The 22,764-nt window shown below is 70.3% G+C and carries 19 protein-coding genes and 1 riboswitch; of the genes, 4 read left to right on the top strand and 15 right to left on the bottom strand.

Annotated features, from left to right (window positions below; all coding sequences use genetic code 11):
• Positions 1 to 92: 92 nt before the first annotated feature.
• Positions 93 to 659 (top strand): polyhydroxyalkanoate synthesis repressor PhaR, encoded by a 567-nt coding sequence (phaR, locus tag Q1A87_RS08005; protein WP_299649420.1) that lies wholly within the window; start codon positions 93 to 95, stop codon positions 657 to 659.
• A 9-nt stretch (positions 660 to 668) separates the two neighbouring features.
• On the opposite strand, the gene Q1A87_RS08000 is transcribed toward phaR, so the two are convergent.
• From Q1A87_RS08000 to Q1A87_RS07960, 9 genes are all read right to left on the bottom strand, one after another.
• Complete coding sequence (locus Q1A87_RS08000) at positions 669 to 2,039, bottom strand: aminotransferase (protein ID WP_299649417.1); 1,371 nt, start codon at positions 2,037 to 2,039, stop codon at positions 669 to 671.
• Between the two features lie 53 nt (positions 2,040 to 2,092).
• On the bottom strand, positions 2,093 to 2,530 hold the full coding sequence (gene dtd, locus Q1A87_RS07995; protein ID WP_299649414.1) for a D-aminoacyl-tRNA deacylase: 438 nt from the start codon (positions 2,528 to 2,530) through the stop codon (positions 2,093 to 2,095).
• Positions 2,527 to 3,414 (bottom strand): carbohydrate kinase, encoded by an 888-nt coding sequence (locus tag Q1A87_RS07990; protein WP_299649411.1) that lies wholly within the window; start codon positions 3,412 to 3,414, stop codon positions 2,527 to 2,529. Before Q1A87_RS07990 ends, dtd begins: the two co-directional genes overlap by 4 nt.
• A 13-nt stretch (positions 3,415 to 3,427) precedes the next feature.
• A complete protein-coding gene (locus Q1A87_RS07985; protein ID WP_299649826.1) occupies positions 3,428 to 4,459 on the bottom strand; it encodes a primosomal protein N' (replication factor Y) - superfamily II helicase in 1,032 nt (343 codons plus the stop codon).
• Between the two features lie 137 nt (positions 4,460 to 4,596).
• Positions 4,597 to 5,715 (bottom strand): SPFH domain-containing protein, encoded by a 1,119-nt coding sequence (locus Q1A87_RS07980; RefSeq protein WP_299649408.1) that lies wholly within the window; start codon positions 5,713 to 5,715, stop codon positions 4,597 to 4,599.
• A 42-nt stretch (positions 5,716 to 5,757) separates the two neighbouring features.
• The gene (locus tag Q1A87_RS07975) at positions 5,758 to 6,705 is read right to left on the bottom strand and encodes a DUF2927 domain-containing protein (protein ID WP_299649405.1); all 948 of its coding nucleotides are present in this window, start codon (positions 6,703 to 6,705) and stop codon (positions 5,758 to 5,760) included.
• A 4-nt stretch (positions 6,706 to 6,709) separates the two neighbouring features.
• On the bottom strand, positions 6,710 to 7,903 hold the full coding sequence (locus tag Q1A87_RS07970) for a toxic anion resistance protein (protein WP_299649402.1): 1,194 nt from the start codon (positions 7,901 to 7,903) through the stop codon (positions 6,710 to 6,712).
• A gap of 3 nt (positions 7,904 to 7,906) precedes the next feature.
• Positions 7,907 to 8,788: a 5-bromo-4-chloroindolyl phosphate hydrolysis family protein gene (locus tag Q1A87_RS07965; RefSeq protein ID WP_299649399.1), complete on the bottom strand. Its 882-nt coding sequence runs from the start codon at positions 8,786 to 8,788 to the stop codon at positions 7,907 to 7,909.
• 163 nt (positions 8,789 to 8,951) lie between these two features.
• Entirely contained in the window at positions 8,952 to 9,635 is a 684-nt protein-coding gene (locus tag Q1A87_RS07960; RefSeq protein ID WP_299649396.1) for a glutathione S-transferase N-terminal domain-containing protein, read from the bottom strand.
• Between the two features lie 104 nt (positions 9,636 to 9,739).
• Positions 9,740 to 9,816: riboswitch (SAM riboswitch) on the top strand.
• Between the two features lie 49 nt (positions 9,817 to 9,865).
• Between Q1A87_RS07960 and metZ the strand changes: the two genes are divergently transcribed.
• From metZ to chrA, 3 genes are all read left to right on the top strand, one after another.
• Positions 9,866 to 11,059: an O-succinylhomoserine sulfhydrylase gene (gene metZ, locus Q1A87_RS07955; RefSeq protein ID WP_299649393.1), complete on the top strand. Its 1,194-nt coding sequence runs from the start codon at positions 9,866 to 9,868 to the stop codon at positions 11,057 to 11,059.
• Between the two features lie 193 nt (positions 11,060 to 11,252).
• On the top strand, positions 11,253 to 12,284 hold the full coding sequence (gene folE2, locus Q1A87_RS07950; protein WP_299649390.1) for a GTP cyclohydrolase FolE2: 1,032 nt from the start codon (positions 11,253 to 11,255) through the stop codon (positions 12,282 to 12,284).
• A 28-nt stretch (positions 12,285 to 12,312) separates the two neighbouring features.
• Entirely contained in the window at positions 12,313 to 13,521 is a 1,209-nt protein-coding gene (gene chrA / locus Q1A87_RS07945) for a chromate efflux transporter (protein WP_299649387.1), read from the top strand.
• 226 nt (positions 13,522 to 13,747) lie between these two features.
• Here the strand turns inward: chrA and glmM are convergent, their stop codons facing one another.
• The 6 genes from glmM to glyS all read right to left on the bottom strand — a co-directional run bounded on the left by glmM (position 13,748) and on the right by glyS (position 22,762).
• Positions 13,748 to 15,091 carry a phosphoglucosamine mutase gene (glmM, locus tag Q1A87_RS07940; RefSeq protein ID WP_299649384.1) on the bottom strand — a complete coding sequence of 448 codons (1,344 nt, stop codon included), beginning with the start codon at positions 15,089 to 15,091 and terminating at the stop codon, positions 13,748 to 13,750.
• A complete protein-coding gene (gene folP, locus Q1A87_RS07935; protein WP_299649381.1) occupies positions 15,072 to 16,064 on the bottom strand; it encodes a dihydropteroate synthase in 993 nt (330 codons plus the stop codon). The genes glmM and folP overlap by 20 nt, the downstream gene beginning before the upstream one ends.
• Positions 16,061 to 16,939 carry a dihydroneopterin aldolase gene (locus Q1A87_RS07930; protein WP_299649378.1) on the bottom strand — a complete coding sequence of 293 codons (879 nt, stop codon included), beginning with the start codon at positions 16,937 to 16,939 and terminating at the stop codon, positions 16,061 to 16,063. Before Q1A87_RS07930 ends, folP begins: the two co-directional genes overlap by 4 nt.
• A gap of 70 nt (positions 16,940 to 17,009) precedes the next feature.
• Positions 17,010 to 17,714, bottom strand: coding sequence for a cell wall hydrolase (locus tag Q1A87_RS07925; protein ID WP_299649375.1), 705 nt, complete (start codon positions 17,712 to 17,714; stop codon positions 17,010 to 17,012).
• Between the two features lie 72 nt (positions 17,715 to 17,786).
• Positions 17,787 to 20,336 carry a putative PEP-binding protein gene (locus tag Q1A87_RS07920; protein ID WP_299649372.1) on the bottom strand — a complete coding sequence of 850 codons (2,550 nt, stop codon included), beginning with the start codon at positions 20,334 to 20,336 and terminating at the stop codon, positions 17,787 to 17,789.
• Positions 20,337 to 20,605: 269 nt separating this feature from the next.
• Positions 20,606 to 22,762: a glycine--tRNA ligase subunit beta gene (gene glyS / locus Q1A87_RS07915; RefSeq protein ID WP_299649369.1), complete on the bottom strand. Its 2,157-nt coding sequence runs from the start codon at positions 22,760 to 22,762 to the stop codon at positions 20,606 to 20,608.
• Positions 22,763 to 22,764: the final 2 nt, after the last annotated feature.

The following is a 22,764-nucleotide window of genomic DNA, read 5'->3' as shown; positions in this document are numbered from 1 at the left end:
GCGGGACACCGGACGGGTGTCCCGCCCTTTTCGTTTGCGCTTTTCCGCGTGCCCGTTACGGTTCGGTGCATCGCAACCGATGGGGGCCGGAGATGTTGGACGAAGCCAAACCGCTCTTGATCAAGCGCTATGCGAGCCGTCGCCTCTACAACACCGAGACGAGCGACTACGTCACCCTCGAGGATATTGCCGGGTTCATCCGCGCCGGGCGGGAGGTCAAGATCGTCGACCTCAAATCCGGTGACGACCTGACCCGCTCCTACCTGCTGCAGATCATCGCCGAGCACGAGTCGCGGGGCGAGAGCGTGCTGCCGCTGGGTGTGCTGACCGACCTCGTTCGCTCCTACACGGGCTCGGCCCAGTCGGTGGTGCCGGACTTCCTGGCCATGAGCTTCGAGATGCTGCGCTCCGGTCAGTCGAAGATTGTCGAGAACATGACCGTGATGAACCCGATGTCGCAGATGCCGGGGTTCAAGGCCATGCGCGAGCAGCAGGCCGCCTTCTTCAAGGCGATGACCGGCGGCTGGACCGCGCCGCCCGACACTTCCCCGGACCCGTCCGAAGCCGCGCCGTCCGAGCCGCAGTCGCGCGAGGAGCTCGACGCGATCCGCGCGCAACTGTCCGAGATGCAGGAGATGCTCTCGAAGCTGAACAAGTAGCGCCGCGGCTCAGGCGATCTCGGCGAAGACGGCGTCGAGCGAGGCCGACAGCTTGTCGAACATCTCGTCCATCTGCGCGTCGGTCGTGATGAAGGGCGGGCAGAGCACGATGGCCTGACCGAGCGGCCGGCAGATCAGGCCGTGATCGGTGCAGGCATTGGCGATCCGCTCGGAGACGGAAAGCTCGCTTTCGAAGGGCTCCTTCGTATCCTTGTCGCGCACCGCCTCCAGCGCCCCCATCAGTCCGCGACCGCGCCATTCGCCGATATGCTCGTGCTTCGCGAGTTCCGCGAGCCCGGCCTCGAAGCGCGGGATCAGGCGCCGCACGTTGTCGAGCAGCCCGCCGTTCAGCACGAGGCCGATGGCGGCCTGCGCGATGGCGCAGCCGACGGGATGGCCCGAGGCGGTGAAGCCGTGCGGAAACTCCTCGATCACGCGCACCGCCCGGTCGAGCCGGTCGGCCAGTTCCGGCCCCAAGATCACGGCGCCCATCGGGAAGTAGCCCGCCGTCAATGCCTTGGAAGAGATGATCGCGTCGGGCACGAAGCCATAGCTCTCGCAGCCCCAGACCGCGCCGGTGCGGCCGAAGCCGGTGATGACTTCGTCGGCGATCACCGGAATGCCGTGGCGACGCAGCACCGGCAGCATCGCATCGAAATAACCCTCGACCGGCGGGATGACCCCGCCCGCGCCCTGCACCGGCTCCGCGAAGAAGCCCGCGATGGTGTCCGCACCCTCGCGCGCGATCATCTCTTCGAGTTCGGCGACGAGGCGGGCGAGGAAATCGGCCTCGCTCTCGCCCGGCCGCGCCTCGCGCCAGTAATGCGGGCAGGTCAGGTGGAGGAAGCCGGGCAGGGGCAGGCCGAAGACCGCGTTGTAGGGCTTGCCCGTCATCGAGGCGGAGACGGCCGTGACCCCGTGATAGGCGTTGCCGCGCGTCAGGATCTTGCGCGCCTGCGGCCGCCCCTCCGCGGCGTGCAGGAACCACAGCATCTTGACCATCGTGTCGTTCGCCTCGGACCCCGAATTGGTGTAGAACACCTTGCCGGTCTCGAAGGGGGAAACCTCGACCAGCCGCTCCGACAGCATCACCGCCTGGTCCGACATCCGCCCAAAAAAGGCGTGGTAGCCGGGAAAGCGCGCGTACTGATCCTGCGCGGCTTTCGTCAGCGCCGGATGGTCGAAGCCCGCGACCATGTTCCAGAGCCCGGAATTCGCGTCGAGGTAGCGCCGCCCCTCGGTGTCGACGACATAGGGCCCCTCGCCATGGGTCAGCACGACCGTGCCCCGCGCCTCGATCGAGGGCAGGTCGGTGAAACCGAAGAAGCTGGACGCCTTGGCGCGGGCATCCCAGGAATTGGGCAGGGCGGTATCGGGCATGACGGACCTCTCGAAAGTGCCGCCTTGCTACGCCGGCCGGCGCGGCGCGTCCATCAGCGTTCCATCGGGATCGTCACCGGTCCGTCATTGACGAGATGCACCGCCATGTCGGCCCCGAAGCGCCCGGTCTCCACCGGCACGCCCCCGGCCCGGAGCGCGGCGACGAAATGCTCGTAGAGCGGCTCGCCCGTCTCCGGCGGCGCGGCGGCGGCGAAGCCCGGGCGGTTGCCGCGCGACGTGTCGGCGGCCAGCGTGAACTGGCTGACGACGAGGGCCGAGCCGCTCGTGTCGCGGATGGATCGGTTCATCCGGCCGGCCTCGTCGCGGAAGACGCGCAGCTTCGCGATCCGCCCGGCGAGCGCCTCCGCATTGGCCTCGGTGTCGCCCTGCATCGCGCAGACGAGGATCATCAGACCCGCGCCGCAGCGCCCGACGACCTTGCCGTCGATCTCGACCCGCGCCTCCGCGACGCGCTGCACGACGGCCTTCACGCCGCGAGCTCGTCGCGCCGCGGCGGGTTGGCGCCGGCCCGGCTCACGGTGATCGCGGCCGCCGCCACGCCAAGCTCCAGTGCGGCGCAGAGCGCGGGCTCCGACGGGGTATCCGTCGTGAGCGCCCCGGCTTCCTGCAGCCCGGCCATCAGCCCCGCGTTGAACGTGTCGCCCGCGCCCACCGTATCGACCACTTCGACCCGGCGGGCCGGGACGGCGATCTCGCCCTTCGCGGTGATCGCACGGACGCCGCGTTCGCCCTCCGTCAGGCAAAGCACCTTCGGCCCCCGCGCCATCACCTGCGCCGCGTCCATCCCGAGCCAGCGCATGTCCTCGTCCGAGAGCTTCACGATGTCGGCCACTGCGAGGAGCCGGTCGAGCCGGGCGCGGAACGCGGCTTCGTCGCGGATGAAGCCCGGGCGGATGTTCGGGTCGATCATGATCGGAAGGTCCGAATGAGCGAGCGCCAGAGCCTCGTAGGCCTCCGCGCAGGGCTCCACGGCGAGCGAGATGCCGCCCAGGAACAGCGCCTCGATCCCGGTCATGTCGGGTGCGTCGGCAGGGGCCAGCATCCGCCCCGCCGTGCCCTCGTCGTAGAAGGCGTATTCGGCATGCCCGTCGGTGAGCGTCACGAAGGCCAGCGTCGTCGGCCGGTCCGAGATCGCCGCGCGGTTCTCCACCCCCGAGGCCGCGAGCGCGTCGGCGAGCCGGGCGCCGAACAGGTCCGAGGAAAGACCCGAGTGGAACGCCGCCGGCGCGCCGAGCCGGCCGAGCGCGATCGCCGTATTGAACACCGCGCCCCCCGTCGCCGGGAAGAAGCCCGGCCCGTCGGCCGTCTCGCGCGGCAGCATGTCGATCAGGGCCTCGCCCGCGCACAGGATCATCGCGCACCTCCGGTCATTGCGTCTGGCTGGCGATGAAGCCCACGATGGCGGCCACGATCAAGCCGAGGATCACCGCGATCGTGATCTTGATCGCCGAATAGGGCCGCTCGCCCTGCACACGGCCGGTCTGGCCGTTGACGACGAAACGGAAGGTCTCGCCGCGATACTTGTAGGCCGCGATCCAGACCGGAAGCAGGACATGCTTGAAGGTCACGTCCGAGATCTTCGTATCGAGCGCGGTGATGCGCTGCTGATCGCCGCCGATATCCATCCGCACGTCGCGGGCGATCACCGCGTCCATCCGGGTCCGCGCCTCGCGGAAGCCTTCCTCGAGCGCGACCTGATAGGCCTCGGCGCGGAAGCCCGCGAGGAATTGTGGCGCGTAGGGCGACAGACCGGACAGGTCCCAGGGCTCGAGCGCGTCGGTATGGCTCTTCGGCAGCGATTTCGACGCCAGCACCACCACGTCGTCGAAGAACCGCGCGACCCGACCCCGGCGCGGGGTCCAGCGTATCTTCGGAACCTGCACCGAGACCGGCTTGCCGTCGCGCATGACGGTGCGGCGGACGAAGTAGGTGTCGCCGCGCTGTCCGGAATAGCTCGTCTCGGTCCGCGCGTCGAAGGTCCAGAAGGGGACGTAGATGCCCGACATCTTGCGGCGCTTCTTCGCGTAGCGCTGCAACCCGTTCGGCGCGAACCAGAGCGAGCCGAGCCAACGGTTCATCGCCTCGTGCGCCTGCGGCTCCTCCAGCGCGAAGGGCAGGACGGCACCCGGCTTGATGTGCCGGTTCACGCCGGTCCCGGTGACGACCGGCGTGGCGCAGAACGGGCATTCGGCGGCGTGGACATCCGGGTCGAACTCGACCTGCGCGCCGCAATTCGGGCAGTCGAGGACGCGCGTCTCCTCCTGCTCGGCGCCGCCCGCACCGTCCTGCAGCCCCTCGCGGATGTCGATCTCGCGGATCGGGGCGCGGGCCGGCGTCACGTCGACGCTGTTGCCGCAATGGTCGCAGACCATGCGGCCGGCGGCCGGCTCGAACCGCATGTCGCCGCCGCAGGCCTCGCAGGGAAAGCGGTGATCCTCGGTCTTCGGGATCTCGCGCGGGCGTTCGGGCTCGCGGCGGGGCACGACGGGGACCTTCACGGGCGCCTCCGGATCGACAGATTCGGCATCGGGCGGCGTCAGGTGCCGGGCGGCGGAGGCGGGGGCATGACGGTGAAGAGCTGCGCGAGCTCCGCCACGTCCTCGGCCTTCTGCCAGCCGTCCTGGCCCTGCGTCCAGACATAGGTCTCGCGCGTGACCTCGCCCTCGGTCACCATCCGGCCCAGCCGCGCCTTGGAGAACGGCCCGCTCGTCTGCCCGCCCTTCGCGACGTGCCAGACATGCTCGACCGGCGGCGGGGGCGGCGGTGCGGCCTGCGCCGGTTGCGCCTCGGCGGGGCGCGGACCCCAGGGGCCGGTGGCCATCATGTTGCCCATCGCCATGCCCATCCCGGCGCCGAGCCCCATTCCCATGCCCGAGCCGGGCGTCGTGGCCGCGTTCTGCATCGCCTCGGAGGTGGCGAAATGGCGATACTTGTCGAGGTCGCCCAGCACGCCCATCGAGGTGCGCTTGTCGAGCGCGGCCTCGACGGCGGGCGGCAGCGAGATGTTCTCGACATAGAGCTCGGGCACCACGATCCCGTATTCCGCGGTGGTCGCCGAGATCTGCTCGGCCACGATCCGGCCCAGCTCGTCGGTGTTGGCCGCCATGTCGAGGACCGGGATGCGGCTCGAGGCCAGCGCGCGGGAGGCGGCCTGCACGATCATGTTGCGGATCTGGAACTGGATCTCGTCGCGGGTGAACTCGCCGTCGGTGCCCACGATCTCGGTCAGGAACCGCCCCGGATCGCTGACCTTGATCGCGTAGCTCCCGAAGGCGCGGAGGCGGACCGGACCGAACTCGGGGTCGCGCAGCGTGACCGGGTTCTTCGTGCCCCATTTCAGATCGGTCATCCGCGTCGTCGAGACGAAGTAGACCTCCGACTTGAAGGGCGAGCGAAAGCCGTGATCCCAGTGCTGCAACGTGGTCATCACCGGCATGTTGTTGGTCTCGAGCATGTAGAGCCCGGGCATGAACACGTCGGCGAGCTGTCCCTCGTGGACGAAGACCGCGGCCTGGCCCTCGCGCACCGTGAGCTTGGCGCCGTACTTGATCTCGTGGCCGTAACGCTCGAATCGGTAGACCAGCGTGTCGCGCGTGTCGTCCGTCCACTCGATGACGTCGATGAACTGGCCGGCGAGGAAGTCGAAGATGGGCATGGGCGTCTCCTGATCGGGTGGGGCGCGTCGAACGGGGTCCGGTCAGACGGGGCCGTCGTCGGGGCGAAGCTCGGCGGCGATCCGGCGGATGGTCGGACGGGCCTCCTCGGCGCTCATGCCGATCTCGAGCCGGGAATCGTAGAGCATCCGCAGCAGCAACTCGTCGTGCCGGGTGAGCAGCGCGTATTCCTCGTCGTCGTTGAAGATCGACGGGCGGACGTCGAAGCTGTCATTGGCGAGGCCGAGGCCCTGCGCGATCTCCTCGTGGTAGCAGGACTGGCGGAACAGGTCCGGATGCTCGGACCGCACGAAGGCGATGGCCGAGACATAGGCATTCGGCCGCTCCGACGCGGAGGAGGCGTAGACGGCGCAATAGGTCGTCCAGTCGAGCCGCGTGATCTCGCGGATCGTCGTCCGCGCGAGGCCCGGCTCGGCGGCGGCGATGGCGGGGCCGAGCCGGCGCTGTTCGTCCACGGAGGCCACGAAGATGTGGTAGTTTCCGCCCGTCTCCACGAGGTCGATCGGATGGTCCGTCAGGCGGGCGAGGCGTTCCAGATAGCCCTGCACCCGGACCCGGTCCGTCCGCCGCACGGAGTCGGGCACGGAGGCGCCGAAATGCAGCTCGACCCGCACCGGCCCCTCCCAGCGCCGAAGCTGCGCCCGGCTCTGCTGCGGGACGAAGCGCCCGTCCGTCTCGGCATATTCGGAATACAGCGCGATCCGTTCGAAGTTGCGGGCCAGTCGGGCGGCGTCGAAACTGTCCGCCTCGGACCCGTCGTCGCGCTTGAGCAGGCCCTGCGCCAGGAGTCGCCCCTGCAGATTGGCGTAGAATGCGCGCGCGTCCCGGCTCTCCGGGGAGATCGTCGCGGCGCGCGCGGGGGGGCGGTCCGGACGCGTCTTCGGGACCGGCGAGGGCTCGACCGGCTCCGGGGCGACCGTCTGACAGGCGGCGAGCGCCAGGGCGGCCGGAAGGAGGAGTGCGGCGCGCATCCGGTCAGCCGTTCGGCACCGACGTGCCGGCATTGGTGCCGACCCCGTCGCGGCGGGCGCTGGCCGAGGCGAGCGTCTCGCGCAGCTCGGCCTCCATCTTCTGCATCTCGCGCTCGGCCTCGGCGCGCTTGGCCTTGCCCTCGTCGGCGATCTGCAGGCTCTCGTTGATGGTCGCCACGAGGTCGTCGTTCGCCCGCCGCACGGCCTCGATGTCGAAGACGCCGCGCTCCATCTCGGTGCGCACCACCTTGTTGGCGTCCCGCAGGTTCTTCGCGTTCGCCGTCAGCAGTTCGTTCGTCAGGTCGTTGGCGTCGCGCACCGCCTCGGCCGCCTCGCGCGAACGCTGGATGGTGACGGCCTGCGCGAGTTGGGTCTCCCAGAGCGGGACGGTGTTGACGAGGGTGGAGTTGATCTTGGTGACCAGCGACTTGTCGTTCTCCTGCACCAGTCGGATCGAGGGCAGGGATTGCATCGTCACCTGACGCGTGAGCTTCAGATCGTGGACCCGCCGCTCGAGGTCGTCGCGCGCGGAGCGAAGGTCGCGCAGCTCCTGCGTGGCGATCATCCGGTCGCCCTCGGGCAGGGCCGCGACGCTGCGCTCCTTCGCGGGGATCGTCTCCCCGTCGAGCTCGGCGAGCTTCGCCTCGCCCGCGGCGATGTAGAGGCCGAGCTCGCCGTAGAAGTCGAGCGTCTTCTCGTAGAGCTTGTCGAGCGACTTGATGTCCTTCAGCAGGACGTGCTCGTGCCGCAGCAGGTCGCCCGTCACCTTGTCGATCTGCGCCTGCACGTCCTCGAAGCGTGCCACGAACTTGGAGAACGGCGCGGCCCGGCCGACCAGCTTCTCCCACCAAGACCGCTTGCGGCGCACGTCGAGCTCGCTCACCGAGAAGCCGCGAATGGTGGAGACGATGGAGCGCAGGCTGTCGCCCGCCGGTCCCACGTCCTTGCTCTTGACGTCCTGCAGCATCGACTGGCTGATCTGCTGCAGTTCAGCCTGCGCCTCCGCCCCGAACTCGATGATCGACTGCGTGTTCGCCATGTCGAGACGGTCCATCCGCGCGCGGATCTCGGCGGCGACCGGTTCGGGCGCGCCGGTCAGCGGCATCACCTCGCCGGCCGGCTCCGGCAGGCTCAGCGTGGCGACCCGGTCGATCTCGGTCGCCGTCTCCGCGGCCTTCTGCCTCGTGGCGGTGTCCATCGCTTACTCTCCTGTTGGCAGGCCATCGGCCTTCAATCGGTCCCGCAGCACCTCGATCTCGACGTCGAGATCGGTGCGGTCGGAACTCAACAACGTCTCGCGCCGGGCGTCCATCCCGCGTTCCAGATCGTCGAGCAGGTGGAAATAGTCCACCTTCGCCTGACGGTCGCGGGTCGAGGCGTAGAGGTCGGCGAACTTGGCCGTCGCGTCGCGCGCGCCCATCAGGTAGACGGTGAGGAACTTGCGCGCCGCGTTCAGGTCGCGCGGATCGTCCTCCACCACCCGGAACATCTCCCGCGCCGTTGCCGACACCCGGGCCACCCGCGCCTCCGCGTCGCGATCCTTTGCGCGCAGAACGGCGCTCTGCATGTCGGTCAGGTAGGTTTCCGCCTCCTCGATGGAGCGGGCGACGCGCTCGGTCTGGAACGTGTCGACGCCCTCCATCCCCTTGTCGCGCATCGGATCGGGGCCGAAGGCCACGACATGCAGCCCCCCCGCGATCAATCCGTAGAGCAGCCCCGGCAACAGACCCGTGAGTCCCGTCATCGCGGCCAGCATCACGCCCAGACCGACGACGACCGCCCCGAAGAGCTTGCGCGGGATGGCGGGGCGGCGCGCGATGCGGCGTTCGTTCCAGCGCGCCTCCGCCAGCAGGCCTTCCCGTGTGAGGTAGCCGCCGCCGGCGATCGCGGCGCCGGCCAGCAGGCTGCCCGCCATCGCGACCGGCCCGTCCTGCCCGAAGGCGGCAAGGACCGGGATCGCGCCGAGCAACATCAGGAACGTCGTCCGGGCCCGGCCGCGCAGGGGCGGCCGCATCTTGGCGGGCGGCTGCGTCCCGGCCTGTCCGCCGCCCGGAGAATAGCGTCCGCCGAACCGTCGCGCCATCAGAGGCCGCCACCGTCCAGCACGCCGGCCCCCGCCAGTGCGATCAGCACCGCGAGCGCCGCGAAGGCGATCTTCTGCACGCCGTCGGACCCCATCATTCCTCTCCTCGATCCTGCCGCATCATCCTATGACAGACGTCGCGCGGGAAACCAGTGCCGCGCCTTCAGCCCGTCGTCAGTGTTGCCCGCCAATCGGTCGCCGCCGTCGGGTCCCGCCGCAGATCCGCCCGGAGGTCGCGCCCCGCGCGCACGCCCGGCCGGTCCGCGACCTCCTCCAGCCAGCGCGCGAGGGCGGGCTTGTCGTCGAGGCTCTGCTGCTGACCGCGCCAGAGCGACGCCCAGGGCCAGATCGCCATGTCGGCGATGGTGAACCCGTCGCCCGCCACGAAACGCGTCTCGTGCAGCTTCCGGTCGAGCACGCCGTAGAGCCGCGCGACTTCGGCCCTGTACCGGTCCTTCGCGTAGGGCACGTCCTCGCGCGCGAATTTCAGGAAGTGATGGGCCTGTCCGGCCATCGGCCCGAGCCCGCCCATCTGCCACATCAGCCATTCGTCCACCGCGATCCGCTCCCGCTCGGTCTCGCCGCAGAAGCGCCCGGTCTTGCGCGCAAGATATTGCAGGATCGCCCCGCTCTCGAAAATCGAGATGGGCGCACCGTCAGGGCCCTCCGGGTCGGTGATGGCCGGGATCTTGTTGTTCGGGCTGACCTTCAGGAAGTCCGTTTCGAACTGCGCGTCCGCGCCGATATCCACGAGCCGCAGATCGTAGGGCAGGTCGAGCGCATGCAGAGCGATCGAGACCTTCCAGCCGTTCGGCGTCGGCCAATAGTAGAACTCGATCGGAGCCATGTCGCGTTTCCTTCTGCACCTCTTTGACACTTCGACACGGCGGCCCCCGGATACAACCCGCCGCGACACAGCGCTGCCTTGACCGGCTCGCATCCGCGCGGTATCGCCGCCGGCGAGGGGATTTGAACCAGCTTGCGGCCCTCGCGAAACATTCCGCTAAAGAGGTCCGGGACGTCCGCGTCCGCTTCCTCCGAGATTCTGGTGCCCGCGACCCGAAGGAGGTCTTCGAGATGAAAGACAACCAGTCCCGCCCGCGCAACCCGCGTACGCTCGCCGTCCATGCCGGCACCCGCCGCTCGCAATACGGCGAGGTGTCGGAGGCGATGTTCCTGACGCAGGGCTTCGTCTACGAGACGGCCGAGGCCGCCGAGGCGCGGTTCCTGAACGCCTCGCGGGAGGAGTTCATCTACGCCCGCTACGGCAACCCGACCGTCGCGATGTTCGAGGACCGGATCGCCGCGATCGAGGGGACGGAGGACGCCTTCGCCACCGCCTCCGGCATGGCCGCCGTCAACGGCGCCCTCGTCGCGATGCTGAAGTCCGGCGACCACGTCGTCGCGGCGCGCGCGCTGTTCGGCTCCTGCCTCTACATCCTCGAGGAGGTGCTGCCGCGCTACGGGGTGGAGGTCACGCTGGTCGACGGCACTGATCTCGACGCCTGGCGCGACGCGATCCGTGCGGACACGAAGGCCGTCTTCTTCGAAAGCGTCTCGAATCCCGCGCTGGAGGTCATCGACATCCGCGCCGTGGCGGACCTGGCCCACGGGGTCGGCGCGACGGTGATCGTCGACAACGTCTTCGCCACGCCCACCTTCTCGCGCGCGCTGGAACTCGGCGCCGACGTGATCGTGTACTCGACCACCAAGCATATCGACGGGCAGGGGCGCTGCCTCGGTGGCGTGATCTGCGGCACGCAGGACTTCGTGCGCAAGGTCGCCGAGCCGTATCTCAAGCATACCGGCGGGTCGATGTCGCCCTTCAACGCCTGGGTGATGCTGAAGGGGCTGGAGACGCTCGACCTGCGCGTGCGTGCGCAGGCCGAGGCGGCGGAGCGTCTGGCCCGCGCGGTCGAGGGTCACCCGAAGCTCGCCCGCGTCATCCACCCGCATCTCGCGAGCCATCCGCAGCAGGCGCTCGCCCGTGCGCAGATGGAGCGGGGTGGCACCGTCCTCGCGCTCGACCTCGCCGGCGGCAAGGACGCCGCGTTCCGGTTCCTGAATGCGCTCGGGATCGTGGTGATCTCCAACAATCTGGGCGATGCGAAGTCGATCGCGACCCATCCCGCGACCACCACCCACCAGCGCCTCCCCGACGATCAGAAGGCCGCGCTCGGCATCACCCCCGGCCTCGTCCGCCTTTCCGTGGGTCTGGAGGACGCCGACGACCTGCTGGCCGATATCGAGGCCGCGCTCGACGCCGCCTGAGGATCCATCGGGCCAGGACTTCTTCTTGGCCCAAATACTCATGACGCCCCGCCATCCGCGCCGTGCAGCGTCACCGTGACGAGGGCCGCCGGGCCCGTCCGCGATCGATCTTGCACCGGCGTCGGGGCTGGACATAGGGGGCGCGAGCGGCCACCTAGTGACCGTGCAAGCGCGAACCGAAGGGAGGGACGAGATGAACGTCCTGAAACCAGATATTGACCGCGAGCCGACCGAATCGGAGGCGCGCGCCGCGCTCGACGTTCTGGAACGCTACAGCCTGAGTGGGCAGCCGGCGATCGGCGGCTACTACCCCGTCTTCGCAGCGAGCTATCCCGACCATCCGGTGGACGAGGCCTACCGCGCCACGCTGCCCGACATGCAGAACGGCCCCGCCAGCACGATCCGCGGCGCGGACCGGATGATCCAGCATGTCGGCGTTTCGGGCTTCCGCGTGCCGATGCAAGTCGCGACGCGCGCGGGCCCCCGCGAGGTGGATGTCGACGTCACCGGTACCGTCAGCCTCGCCGCCGGCCGCAAGGGCATCAACATGAGCCGCCTCCTGCGGTCCTTCTACGACCAGGCGGAACGCCTCGACTTCACCAGCGTCGAGGCCGCGCTCGACGCCTACCGGCAGGAGATCGAGAGTGCCGACGCGCGGCTTCTCCTGCGGTTCTCCCTGCCGCTCCGGGTCGAGAGCCTGCGCTCCCGTCTGACCGGCTGGCAATATTACGACGTCGCGATGGAGGTCGTGCACAGCGAGGCCGGCCCGCGCCGCATCCTGCATCTCGACTACGTCTACTCCTCCACCTGTCCGTGCTCGCTGGAACTGTCGGAGCATGCCCGGCGTGTGCGGGGGCAGCTCGCCACCCCTCATTCGCAACGCTCGCTCGCACGGATCTCGGTCGAGGTGACGGACGACGTGACGCTCGAGGATCTGATCGACATGGCCCGCGCCCGGATCCCGACCGAGACGCAGGTCATGGTCAAGCGCGAGGACGAGCAGGCCTTCGCCGAGCTCAATGCCGCGAACCCGGTCTTCGTGGAGGACGCGGTGCGCCTGCTGGCCGAGGGTCTCGCGGCGCTGCCGGGGACGGCCGACTTCCGGGTCGCCGCCAGCCATCAGGAAAGCCTGCACAACCACGACGCTGTCTCCGTCCTGACCCACGGCGCGCTCTTCGCCGCGGCGGTGCCCGACCTGCACCTCTTCCCGTCGCTCACCGCCTGACGTGACCGCCGGGCCGTCCTGGTGGGACATGGCCCGTGTCTTCGGCCGGATCGGCCTGCTGTCCTTCGGCGGACCGGCGGCGCAGATCGCGCTGATGCATCGCGAACTGGTCGAGCGGCGGGACTGGCTGGCGGAGGAGACGTTCCTGCGGGGCCTGGGCTTCTGCACGCTCCTGCCGGGCCCGGAGGCGATGCAGCTCGCCACCTTCACCGGCTGGCGCCTGCGCGGAACGGGCGGGGGGCTTCTGGCCGGGCTCCTCTTCGTTGTGCCGGGAGCCGTGGTGATGGTGGCGCTGGCGGCGCTCTATCTCGCCTACGGGCGCCTGCCGCCGGTCGAGGCCGCGTTCCTCGGCATCAAGGCCGCGGCGCTTGCGATCGTCGCGGGCGCGCTGTGGAAGCTCAGGGCGAAGGCGCTTCGCGGTCGGCTCGCCCCGATCGTCGCCGGGCTGGCCTTTCTCGCCCTTTTCGTCTTGGGTGTGCCGTTCTGGGCCGTGCTCGGCACCGCGCTCGTCATCGGGGCCCTGCGCGGCGGGGACGCCTCGGCTGTTCCCGCCGCCGGCCCGGTCCCGCGGACGTTCCGGACGGTCGCGGTCTGGCTCGCGATCTGGTGGACGCCGCTTCTGGCGCTCGTCGTCCTCGCGCCCGGCTCGATCCCGGCGGAGGCCGGTCTGTTCTTCAGCTGGCTCGCGACGGTCAGCTTCGGCGGCGCCTACGCGGTGCTGGCCGCGCTGGCGCAGGTCGCGGTCGAGACGCGGGGCTGGCTCACGCCGGAGCAGATGGTCGACGGGCTGGGTCTCGCGGAGACGACGCCGGGCCCGCTCATCCTCGTCACCGTCTTCACCGGCTGGCTCGCGGGGGCGCAGTTCGGCTGGCTCATGGCGCTCGCCACGGCGGGCGTGACGCTCTGGGCGACCTTCGTGCCGTGCTTTCTGTGGATCTTCGCCGGCGCGCCGCATCTGGAACGTCTGAGCGCCAATCCCCGCCTGCGGGGCGCGCTCGACATGGTTTCGGCGGCGGTGGCCGGGGTGATCGCCAACCTCTCGGTCTGGTTCGCGATCCACGTCCTGTTCCGTCGGGTCGCGGACACGACGCCGCCGGTCCCGAACGCGGCGTCGCTCGACCCCGCCGCGCTCGCGCTGGCGGCGTTCGCGTCCGTCTGGCTGCTGATGCTGAAGCGCCCGCTCATGGAAACGCTCGCGCTCGCGGCGCTGGCCGGACTCGGCCTGCATCTCCTTTAGGTTACCTGACGCAAGCACGTTCGGACCTGCTCGGCCCGATCTGGAGTGCCGCCCGTCAGTTCGAGCAAGCTACGCGGGGCGTCTGTCCCAAATACAGACGGTTCGGCGGCATCGCCCGTCATGATGCCGAACGGGCAGCGCCCCCGCCCTGGCAGGCGGTCGAGGGCTGCCCGGAGTGACTTCGGACGGTCCCGAAAGCACGCCCGCCATCTCTCGACGCTTGGCGCTAAACGGCGGCGCGCACGGCGCCGGCGACCGTCTCCACCACGTCGTTCAGGAGCGCTGGATCCTCGCTTTCCGCCATGACCCGGATCAGCGGCTCCGTCCCCGAGGCGCGGATCAGGAGCCGCCCGTTGCCGTCGAGCCGCCCCTCGGCATCCGCGATGGCGCTCTTCACCTCGATCCGGTCGAGCGGGGCCGCGCCGCGTTCGTAGCGCACGTTCTCGAGCCGCTGCGGCACGCGCGCGAAGCTGTGCATGAGGTCGGCGGCGGGCTTGCCCGTCCGCACCATCTCCGCAAGGAACTGCAGCCCCGCGATCAGCCCGTCGCCCGTCGTCGCGTGATCGGTCATCACGATGTGACCCGATTGCTCGCCGCCCAGATTGAACCCGTGCGCGCGCATCGCCTCGACCACGTAGCGGTCGCCCACGCGCGTGCGATGCAGGTGCAGGCCGCGCGCGCCGAGGAACCGCTCGAGCCCGAGATTGGACATCACGGTGGCGACGAGCGTGTCGCCCCGCAGCCGGCCCTCCGACGCCCATCGCGCCGCGAAGAGCGCCATCAGCTGATCGCCGTCCGCGACGTTGCCGTCGGCGTCGAGGATCATCACCCGGTCCGCGTCGCCGTCGAGCGAGATCCCCACATCCGCCCCGTGGCTCACCACCGCCTCGGCGCAGGTGCCGGTCGCGGTCGAGCCGCAATCGAGGTTGATGTTGCGGCCATTGGGATTGACGCCCACCGTCACCACGTCCGCGCCGAGCTCCGAGAGCACGTCCGGCGCGGCGCGGTAGGCGGCCCCGTTGGCGCAGTCGATGACGACCTTCAACCCTTCCAGCGTCATGCCCGGCGGAACCGTCGTCTTGGCGTATTCGATGTAGCGCCCGAGCCCGTCGTCGATCCGCTTCGCGCGGCCGATATTCGGCGCGTCCGCGGGGGCGACGCCGTCCGCCACCATCCGCTCGATTTCCTCCTCCGCCTCGTCGGAGAGCTTGAAGCCGTCGGGCCCGAAGAACTTGATGCCGTTGTCGTCGGCCGGGTTGTGGCTGGCCGAGATCATCACGCCCAGATCGGCGCGCATCGAGCGCGCGAGCAGCCCGACGGCCGGCGTCGGCACGGGACCGAGGAGGAGGACGTTCATGCCCGTCGAGGTCAGCCCCGCCGTCAACGCGTTCTCCAGCATGTAGCCCGATTGCCGCGTGTCCTTGCCGATCACCACCCGGTGCGCGGCGAGACCCGTCCCTTCGCGCCGGAAGTAGCGTCCCGCCGCCGCGCCGAGGCGCAGCGCCATCTCGGCGGTCATGTCGCCCTCGTTCGCCCGCCCGCGGACGCCGTCAGTGCCAAAGAGGCCCATCCATCCCTCCTGTCTCGCGCCAGAGTGCCAGACCCTGCGCCACCTCGGCCACGTCGTGAACCCGGTGCATCTGCACCCCTTGTGCCACGGCCGCGAGGGTGACCGCCAGCGTGCCGGGCATCCGCGCCGCCGCCTCCGGCGCGCCGCCGATCGTGCCGACGAAGCGCTTGCGCGAGACGCCTACCAGGATCGCCACGCCGAGGCCGTGGAAGACCGCGATCCGGCGCAGGAGCGCGAGGTTGTGCGCGGCCGTCTTTCCGAAGCCGATGCCGGGATCGACGACGATCCGGTCGCGCGGGATGCCGGCGGCCAGGGCGGTGTCGATCCGTTCCGCCAGCGCGTCGTAGACGTCGAGCACGACATCGGCGTAACGCGGGTCGTCCTGCATCGTCTCGGGCGTGCCGGCGCTGTGCATCAGGCAGAGCGGGGCTCCGCTCGCCGCCACCGTTTCGGCCATGCGCGGGTCGTAGGCCAGCCCCGAGACGTCGTTGACGAGCGCCGCGCCCGCCTCGAGCGCCGCACGCGCCACGTCGGCCTTCCGCGTATCGACCGAGATCGTCCGCCCGGCCAGCGCGCGGATCACCGGCAGGACGCGGTCCACCTCCTCCCCGGCGGGCACCTCTCGCGCGCCGGGCCGCGTGCTCTCGCCGCCGATGTCGAGGATGTCGGCAGCCGCCATCGCCTTCGCCTGGGCCAACGCGGCATCGGGGGCGAGGAACCGGCCACCGTCCGAGAAGCTGTCGGGCGTGACGTTGAGGATGCCCATGATGGAGGGGCGGTCGAACGCCACGTCCGCGATGGCGGGGCGCGGTGCGACGAGGGGAGCGAGCGCCGCATCGGGGATGTCCGCGACGGGCACGACGTCCGGCGCGCGGCCGCGTTCCAGGATCGCCGCGTGATCGAAGCGGTACCAGCCTCCGGCCAGGCGCGGACCGGTCGCGTGCGGGGCGGGAAGGGGGCAGATGTAGCTCACGACGACAGCGCCTCGGCAACCGCCGCCGCCGGGGTCACGTCGCGCGCATCGAGGCGCGCTGCGATCCAGGCGGCCAGCGCCTCGGGCCCGAGGTCGGACGGCGCGTCGGTCGCGTCGCCGACGATTCGCCCGGGCGCCCAGAGAGCGAGACGGCGTTGCCGGAGAGACCAGTCGAGTTCCGTGCGCGTGGCGACCACGCTCAGCCGGTCGTCGCGCGCCGCGACCTGCCAGGCCGCCTGCTCGATGGCGAGGAGGTCGATCCGTCGCTGCGCGGTCGCCGTCGCGGCCTGCGGAGCCGGGGCGTCGGGCGTGGCGAGGAGGAGCGCGGGCGCCTCGGCGGCCAGCCTGTCGAGAAGTCGCGGCAATCCCCCGGCGGCATGCGCGCCGGCGGGCAGGCACAGGACCCGTGGGCGCGGGGCCTCGGGCATCCGCGTCGCCTCCGGCAAATCCGCGCGCGTCCGGACGATCTCGACGCCGAGCACGTAGGGCCCCCGGTCGAGCTTCCCGATCCGGACGAAGACGCGGGCCGCGCTTGCATGGCCGAGAACTCGCGCCGCGATCCGCTCGGCCAGCGTCTCGAGCAGGTTCACCCGCTCCGCCGCGAGCGCGCCATCCACCGCCTCGATCAGCGTGTCGTAGCTCAGGATGCCGTCGACGTCGTCGCCGGCCACCGCCTCGGGCGCCGGCATCACCTCCGCCACGATGTCGAAGCGGATGCGCTGCGTCACGCCGCGCTCGCCCTGGAACGCGCCGATCTCGACCTCCCGGATATCCTCGGTGAGCGAGATGCGGTCGCGCGGTCCGCCGGATGCCTGCGCGCGTTCGAGCGGCGTGGCGAAGGCGTGGGGCGGCGCGTCGGGGTCGGGCGGGGGCATCGGGTCTCCGGAAGGCGGGTTCGCCCTCTCAGACCACGTCGCCCGCCGGAGCGGAAGCCTTCGGCGCGGCTCAGGCGCCGGGAATCTGCCGGTAGAAGATGTGCCGCCCGAGAACGGCGGTGCGCGGATAGACCTTGGCCCAGTAGGGATCGACGTAATCGGCGTGGTAATGCGTCGCCCGGTTCGTCAGCACCCGCGGCGCGCCGTCGAGCAGACGCCGGGCGATGCGGCCGGCCGTGGCCCAGGCGGCGCCGTCGCGCACGATGTCGGCGATGCCGTCGCAGGTATAGGTGAACTGGCACGCGAACTTGCGCCCCGTGCCCTGGTTGACCACGCCGCACACGTCGTCGGGGTAGTTCTCCGCGTCGACGCGGTTCAGGATGACCTCGCCGACCGCGACCTGGCCGTCCAGCGGCTCGCCCCGGGCCTCGAAGTAGATCGCCTCGGCCAGGCAGCCCCAGGCCTCGTCGCCCGTGATCCGCGGCATCTCGCCCGGCTGCGACTCGTCCGTCGCGATGGGGCCGAGGGCGGCGACGGTGTCGCGGATGCGGCCCTGATCGGAGAGGGGGCGGGCGGTGCGGATCAGGCTCCGCCCCGTGCCCGCGACGAGGCCGCGCGGAGCCTGCGTATCGTCGCCGAGCGCGCGGGAGGGCTGGAACGCGGCGAGCTGCACACCGCCGCGGCCACCACCGAAAAGCGACTGCGCCATCGCCGGGGGGACCAGCGCGCAAAGGATCAGCACGCTCGCGAGGATCACGTTCTGCAATCCGGTCATCCGTACTCCGTCCGTCCGAAACACCGGGCGGGGCTATCGCGACGGGGTTAGGAAAGCATGAAACGGGACCGGTCAGGTCTTCGGCTTGTGCGCCGCCGCGTGTTTCGACGCCATCAGCGTCGCCTGCGCCGCGGCGAGCTTGGCCACCGGCACGCGGAACGGCGAGCAGCTGACGTAATCGAACCCGGCCAGACGGCAGAACGCGATCGAATCCGCCTGCCCGCCATGTTCGCCGCAGAGCCCCAGAACAATGTCGGGCCGCGCCTTGCGTCCCCGGGACGCGCCGAGCAGGAGGAGTTCGCCCACTCCGTCGATGTCGAGCGTGCCGAACGGGTCCTCCGGATAGACGCCCTCGTTGACATAGGCCGACATGAAGCGGCCCGCATCGTCGCGCGACAGACCGTAGGTCATCTGCGTCAGGTCGTTGGTCCCGAAGCTCAGGAACGCCGAAGTCTCCGCGATCTCGCTCGCGCGGAGCGCGGCGCGGGGCGTCTCGACCATCACGCCGACATCGTAGCGGAAGTCGGTTCCGCTCTCGTCGCGCACGGCGCCCGCGACGCCGTCGATCCGGCGCTTCACGAGTTCCACCTCGCGATGGGCGGTGACGAGCGGGATCATGATCTCCGGGTGCACGTCGTGCCCGGCCGCCTGCGCCGCGACGGTCGCCTCGAAGATGGCGCGGGCCTGCATCTCGTAGATCTCCGGGAGCGCGATCCCGAGGCGGACGCCGCGCATGCCGAGCATGGGATTGTATTCCTGCATCGCGTCGATCCGGGCGCGCACCTCCGAGAGCGGCCGGTCCAGCGCCTCGGCCAGCGCCTGGACGCCCTCGGGACCGGAGGGCAGGAACTCGTGCAGCGGCGGGTCGAGCAGGCGGATGCAGACCGGCAGGCCCGACATCAGCCCGAACAGCTCGGTGAAGTCCGCGCGCTGCATCGGCAGCAGCCGTTCGAGCGCGGCGGCGCGGTCCGGTCCCGTCTCCGCGAAGATCATCTCCCGCATCACGGTCAGGCGGCCCTCGTCGAAGAACATGTGCTCGGTCCGGCAGAGGCCGATCCCGTCGACGCCGAAGGTCCGCGACAGGGTGGCGTCGGCGACCGTGTCGGCATTGGCGCGCACGCCGATGTCGCGCACCGCGTCCGACCAGGCCATAAGGTCGCCGAACGCCCCGTCGAGCGCGGGCTCGTTGGTCGCGACCCTACCCGACAGGACCTGCCCGGAGGAGCCGTCGACGGTGATCACGTCGCCCTCCGTCAGGGTCGACCCGTCGGGCAGGCGCACCTGCCGGTTGCGGTAGCTGATCGTCAGGCCCGTCGCCCCCGTGACGCAGGGCAGGCCGAGCCCCCGCGCGATCATGGCGGCATGGCTGGTCGAGCCGCCGCGCTCGGTCAGGACGGCGTCGGCCGCATGCATGCCGCGCACGTCGTCCGGCGTGGTCTCGCGACGCACGAGGATGCAGGGTTCGTCGCGTGCCAGTGCGGCCTGCGCGGCGGCGGAATCGAAGACGATCCGGCCGGCGGCGGCGCCGGGGGAGGCGGCCACGCCCCGGGCGATCACCCGACGCTCGGCGGCCGGGTCGATCTGACGGTGGAGCAGATGCGACAGCGTGCCGGGCGCCACCCGCAGGAGCGCCTCGGCGCGCGGGATGATCCCGTCGCGGGCGAGCGCGGTGGCGATGGCGACGGAGGCGCGGGCCTCGCGCGGGCAGCGCACCGCGTCAAGCACGGCGAGACGGCCCTGGTCGATCGTGAACTCGACCTGCATCTCCTCGCGCAGACGCTCGCGGCACCGGGCCCCGATCTCGAGGAGTTCAGCGTAGACCTCGGGAAGCATCTCCTGAAGCGAGGCGCCGCGCGGGTCGCGGGTCAGGTAGATGGCCTTCTCCCGCCGGCGTAGCGCCTCGCGCCCCATCGACTGGCCCATGTAGCGGCCCGTCACTTGGGGATCGCCGGTGGCGGGATCGACGAACTGCACCACGCCCGCGCCGGACTGCCCCGGCCCCATTCCCTGCGCCATGCGCTGCACCACCAGCCCCAGACCGGCATCGGCGGGGGCGCCCTGCGCCTGCCGCAGGAGCCGCGCGGAGGTGCCCTCCCAGGCGCGCGCCATCGAACGCAGCACGGCGGCGAGCTGGTCGGCGATGGCCTGCGGGAAGGGCGCGTCGATCTCCGCCTCGTAGACGTCGCGGGCGATGGCAGGGGTCTCGGCTTCGGCGAAGGCCTCCTCGTCTAGGCGCATCACCTCGATGGCGAAGGAGCGGATGAAGCGCAGATAGATCCGGTCCGCCGTTTTTTCGCCCAAGGTGTTGGAAAGCCAGGCATGGGCCCGGTCGTTCATGCCGATGTTGAGGACGGCGTTCGGGCCGCCCCAGTCGGCGGCCTCCGAGGAGGAGCGGACGGAGAGCAGCTTCGGCTGTCCCTCGAAGAGCGCGATGAGGGTGGCGAGGTCGGGCAGATGGCCTTCGGCGATGCCGCGCACGGTGTCGAAGGAGAGCGCGACCGTCTGCGGGACCGGCAGGTCCATGCGGATAAGTCTTTGAAGACACTTGGCGCGATTACCGTGCCGGGCGACGCGGATGTCGGCCGTGGGGGTGATCTCGACGAATCCGGGCGTGTCCAGCATGATCTTGTCCTCGCACTTGCAGCATAGCGCCATGCCGCGTTGCGGCAAGGACGGAGATGCAACCCGACGCCATGTTGTCAGAGTTTCGCCCCGGCATGGTTAACGCCCGCCGAGCGCAAGCGTTGCCCGTGTTACGGCTGTGTTATGCCTGTGTTACGGTCGTGCCACATCCGTGGGCCATGCGGCCGGAGCGGGCAAGCGCCGTCACGCGGACAGGCATCGACGGGGCCGGCGGTTCCGGGCGCTGCGTCTCGCGGTCGCGAAACGCGTCAGGCGGCGATCCGGGTCAGATCGGCGATGCGGGTGCCGGCGCGGACGATCTCGGAGATCAGGTTGAGCCGGTTGCGCCGCAGGATCGCGTTCTCGGCGTTGACCTGCACCCCCTCGAAGAACGCGTCCACGGGGCCGCGCAGGGCGGCGAGGGCGGTCATCGCGGCGGGGTAGTCCTCGGCCGCCATCGCGGCGTCGATGCGCGGGCGGGCCTCCGCGATGGCGTCGAAGAGCGCGCGCTCCGCGTCGGTCTCGGCGAGCTTGCGGTCGGCGCCGAAGCTGTATTCCACGCCATCGGCCGCCTCGGCCTGCGCGAGGATGTTGGCGGCGCGACGGTAGAGCTGGATCAGGTCGGCGCCGTCCTCGGTCGCGAGCATGGCGTTGAGGGCGCGGGCGCGGGCGACGAGATCGGCGAGGTCGTCGGTGCGGTCCCCGGTCAGGCAGGCGTCGATGACGTCGTGCCGGATGCCCTCGTCGCGGAGGTGGACCTTGAGGCGGTCGTGGAGGAAGGCAAGGAGGTTTGTTTTGTCAGGGTCAATCCAAACTCTGTCAGCATCTGCAGTCACAAGACCCGTCAATTGCTGCTCGAGCTCGAACCAACGGCCAAATCCTGCATTCGCCAAATTCCAGAATGCGCCATCGATCGGCCCTTTTTCTTTTGCATTCAAACGTAGCCGAATGCTGTTGCTGACAACTAGCTGAATGACCCCAAGCGCCGCCCGTCGCAGCGCGTAGGGGTCCTTCGACCCCGTCGGTTTCTCGTCGATCGCCCAGAACCCCGCCAGCGTGTCGAGCTTGTCGGCCAGCGCGACCGCCACGCTGACCGGCGCGGTCGGAACGTCGTCGGAAGGGCCGAGGGGGGCGTAGTGTTCCTCCGCGGCGGCGGCGACCTCGGGGGGCTCGCCGGCGGCTTCGGCGTAATACCGGCCCATAAGCCCCTGCAATTCCGGGAACTCGTAGACCATTTCGGAGCTGAGATCGGCCTTTGCAATCTTTGCGGCATCGTTGGCGAGGTCCGGGTCTGCGCCCACGGCGGGGGCGATCTCGCGGGCCAATGCGGCGATCCGCTCAATCCGATCGCGCTGTGAGCCGAGCTTCGCGTGGAAGGTCACGTTTCCAAGGGCTTCGAGCCAATCCTTCATCCCCGCGCGGGCCACGCGGAGGTCGTTCTCCCAGAAGAACTTGGCGTCGGCCAGCCGGGCCGAGAGGACGCGGGTGTTGCCGTCGAGGATGGTCGCGCCGTCATCGGCGGTCTCGCGGTTGGCGACGGTGACGAAGCGCGTGATGCGGCCGTCGCGGTCGCGGACGGAGAAGAACTTCTGGTGCTCCTTCATCGAGGTCTGCAGCACCTCGGGCGGCAGGTCGAGATAGTCCCCGGCGATCCGGCCCATCAGCACGACCGGCCATTCCACGAGGCCGGCCACCTCGGCCAGCAGGCCCTTGTCCTCCACGACCTTCAGCCCGGCGGCGAAGGCGCGGTTGGTGGCGTCGTGCCAGATCGCCTCGGCCCGCTCCTCGGCGGAGAGGATCACGTGGGCGCGCTTCAACTTCGCCGCGTAATCCTCGAAGGATGCGACCTTTATCTCGCCCGGTGACATGAAGCGGTGGCCTTCGGTCACGTTGCCCGCCACGAGGCCGTCGATCTCCAGCGGCACCACCTCGGCCCCGTCGTCGCGCGTCATCAAGCAGAGGATGCGGCGCAGCGGGCGGACCCAGCGGAGCGTGCCGTCGCCCCAGCGCATGGATTTGGGCCAGGGGAAGGCGCGGATCGTCGTCTCCAGCACCTCGGCCACGATCTCGGCGGCGGGCCGGCCGGGGCGGGTGATCTTCGCGACGTAGACCTGGCCCTTCCTGTCGTCCTTCACGGCGAGGTCGTCGCGGGCAAGGCCGGTGGAACGCAGGAAGCCCTCGATGGCCTTCTCCGGCGCGTCGGTGCGGGGGCCGCGGCGTTCTTCGGTGGTGGTCGGGCTCGCCTCCGTCAGGCCTTCGAGCGCGAGGACGAGGCGGCGCGGCGTGGCGTGGGCGACGGCGCCGGCATAGGTGAGCCCGGCTTCCACCAGCCCGTTGGTGACCAGCCGCTTCAGGTCGTCGGCGGCGCGCGCCTGCATGCGGGCGGGGATTTCCTCGGAGAGGAGTTCGATCAGGAGGTCGGGCATGG

The sequence above is a fragment of the uncultured Jannaschia sp. genome (assembly GCF_947494055.1).
In the GTDB taxonomy this organism is placed as follows: Bacteria; Pseudomonadota; Alphaproteobacteria; order Rhodobacterales; family Rhodobacteraceae; genus Jannaschia.
Note: the sequence above shows the minus strand (reverse complement) of the source record. Positions and strands in the feature narration are given on the sequence as shown.

What these genes read in the sequence shown, in the direction of transcription:
- Q1A87_RS07980 (WP_299649408.1), bottom strand. Translation starts at nt 5,715, where the DNA reads ATGCCCATCTTCGACTTCCTCGCCGGCCAGTTCATCGACGTCATCGAG.
- Q1A87_RS07960 (WP_299649396.1), bottom strand. Translation starts at nt 9,635, where the DNA reads ATGGCTCCGATCGAGTTCTACTATTGGCCGACGCCGAACGGCTGGAAG.
- glmM (WP_299649384.1), bottom strand. Translation starts at nt 15,091, where the DNA reads ATGGGCCTCTTTGGCACTGACGGCGTCCGCGGGCGGGCGAACGAGGGC.
- Q1A87_RS07965 (WP_299649399.1), bottom strand. Translation starts at nt 8,788, where the DNA reads ATGGCGCGACGGTTCGGCGGACGCTATTCTCCGGGCGGCGGACAGGCC.
- Q1A87_RS07970 (WP_299649402.1), bottom strand. Translation starts at nt 7,903, where the DNA reads ATGGACACCGCCACGAGGCAGAAGGCCGCGGAGACGGCGACCGAGATC.
- Q1A87_RS07930 (WP_299649378.1), bottom strand. Translation starts at nt 16,939, where the DNA reads ATGCCCCCGCCCGACCCCGACGCGCCGCCCCACGCCTTCGCCACGCCG.
- Q1A87_RS07990 (WP_299649411.1), bottom strand. Translation starts at nt 3,414, where the DNA reads ATGATCCTGTGCGCGGGCGAGGCCCTGATCGACATGCTGCCGCGCGAG.
- Q1A87_RS07985 (WP_299649826.1), bottom strand. Translation starts at nt 4,459, where the DNA reads ATGCGGTTCGAGCCGGCCGCCGGCCGCATGGTCTGCGACCATTGCGGC.
- Q1A87_RS07920 (WP_299649372.1), bottom strand. Translation starts at nt 20,336, where the DNA reads ATGCTGGACACGCCCGGATTCGTCGAGATCACCCCCACGGCCGACATC.
- metZ (WP_299649393.1), top strand. Translation starts at nt 9,866, where the DNA reads ATGAAAGACAACCAGTCCCGCCCGCGCAACCCGCGTACGCTCGCCGTC.
- folE2 (WP_299649390.1), top strand. Translation starts at nt 11,253, where the DNA reads ATGAACGTCCTGAAACCAGATATTGACCGCGAGCCGACCGAATCGGAG.
- Q1A87_RS07925 (WP_299649375.1), bottom strand. Translation starts at nt 17,714, where the DNA reads ATGACCGGATTGCAGAACGTGATCCTCGCGAGCGTGCTGATCCTTTGC.
- chrA (WP_299649387.1), top strand. Translation starts at nt 12,313, where the DNA reads ATGGCCCGTGTCTTCGGCCGGATCGGCCTGCTGTCCTTCGGCGGACCG.
- phaR (WP_299649420.1), top strand. Translation starts at nt 93, where the DNA reads ATGTTGGACGAAGCCAAACCGCTCTTGATCAAGCGCTATGCGAGCCGT.
- glyS (WP_299649369.1), bottom strand. Translation starts at nt 22,762, where the DNA reads ATGCCCGACCTCCTGATCGAACTCCTCTCCGAGGAAATCCCCGCCCGC.
- Q1A87_RS07975 (WP_299649405.1), bottom strand. Translation starts at nt 6,705, where the DNA reads ATGCGCGCCGCACTCCTCCTTCCGGCCGCCCTGGCGCTCGCCGCCTGT.
- Q1A87_RS08000 (WP_299649417.1), bottom strand. Translation starts at nt 2,039, where the DNA reads ATGCCCGATACCGCCCTGCCCAATTCCTGGGATGCCCGCGCCAAGGCG.